1 protein-coding gene is annotated in these 554 nt (G+C 37.4%); it reads left to right on the top strand.

Features of this window, described 5'->3' with window-relative positions; all coding sequences use genetic code 11:
• The first annotated feature begins 44 nt into the window (after nucleotides 1–44).
• Nucleotides 45–512 (top strand): 3-hydroxyacyl-ACP dehydratase FabZ, encoded by a 468-nt coding sequence (fabZ, locus tag ACFINO_RS11485; protein WP_375655974.1) that lies wholly within the window; start codon nucleotides 45–47, stop codon nucleotides 510–512.
• Nucleotides 513–554: the final 42 nt, after the last annotated feature.

The following is a 554-nucleotide window of genomic DNA, read 5'->3' as shown; positions in this document are numbered from 1 at the left end:
GGCTTTGCGTAGTATTGGCAAAGTTAAAAAGGAGAAACGCTAATATGATCACCACCGAAGGAACTAGAAGTTTAGAGACTTTAGATATTGAAAAATTGCTTTCAATATTACCGCATCGTTATCCGTTTTTATTGATCGATAGGATTGTTGAAATTGATGGTGAGCAAGAAGCTATTGGTATTAAAAATATAACCATTAATGAGCCGCATTTTGTGGGGCATTTTCCTGCAAAACCTGTCATGCCTGGCGTGTTGATTTTGGAAGCTATGGCACAAACAGCAGGAGCAATTTCACTTTTAAGATTAGGGAATAAGCAAACAAATTTGGTTTATTTAATGACTGTTGATAATGCGAAGTTTCGTAAGCCAGTTATACCTGGTGATCAGCTAAAGATCCATGTTCGGCTTTTAAAAAAGCGATCTGGCATGAGGCGTTTTTCGTGTATTGCAAAAGTAGAGGATGTTCGCGTTGCTGAAGCGGAAATCTCTGCGATGATTATCGAAGAAGAGTAAACGATATTAATGGGAATTTAAAAATATGTCCGGTACGAAAAT

The sequence above is a fragment of the Bartonella sp. AA83SXKL genome, assembly GCF_042196965.1.
GTDB lineage: Bacteria > Pseudomonadota > Alphaproteobacteria > Rhizobiales > Rhizobiaceae > Bartonella.
Note: the sequence above shows the minus strand (reverse complement) of the source record. Positions and strands in the feature narration are given on the sequence as shown.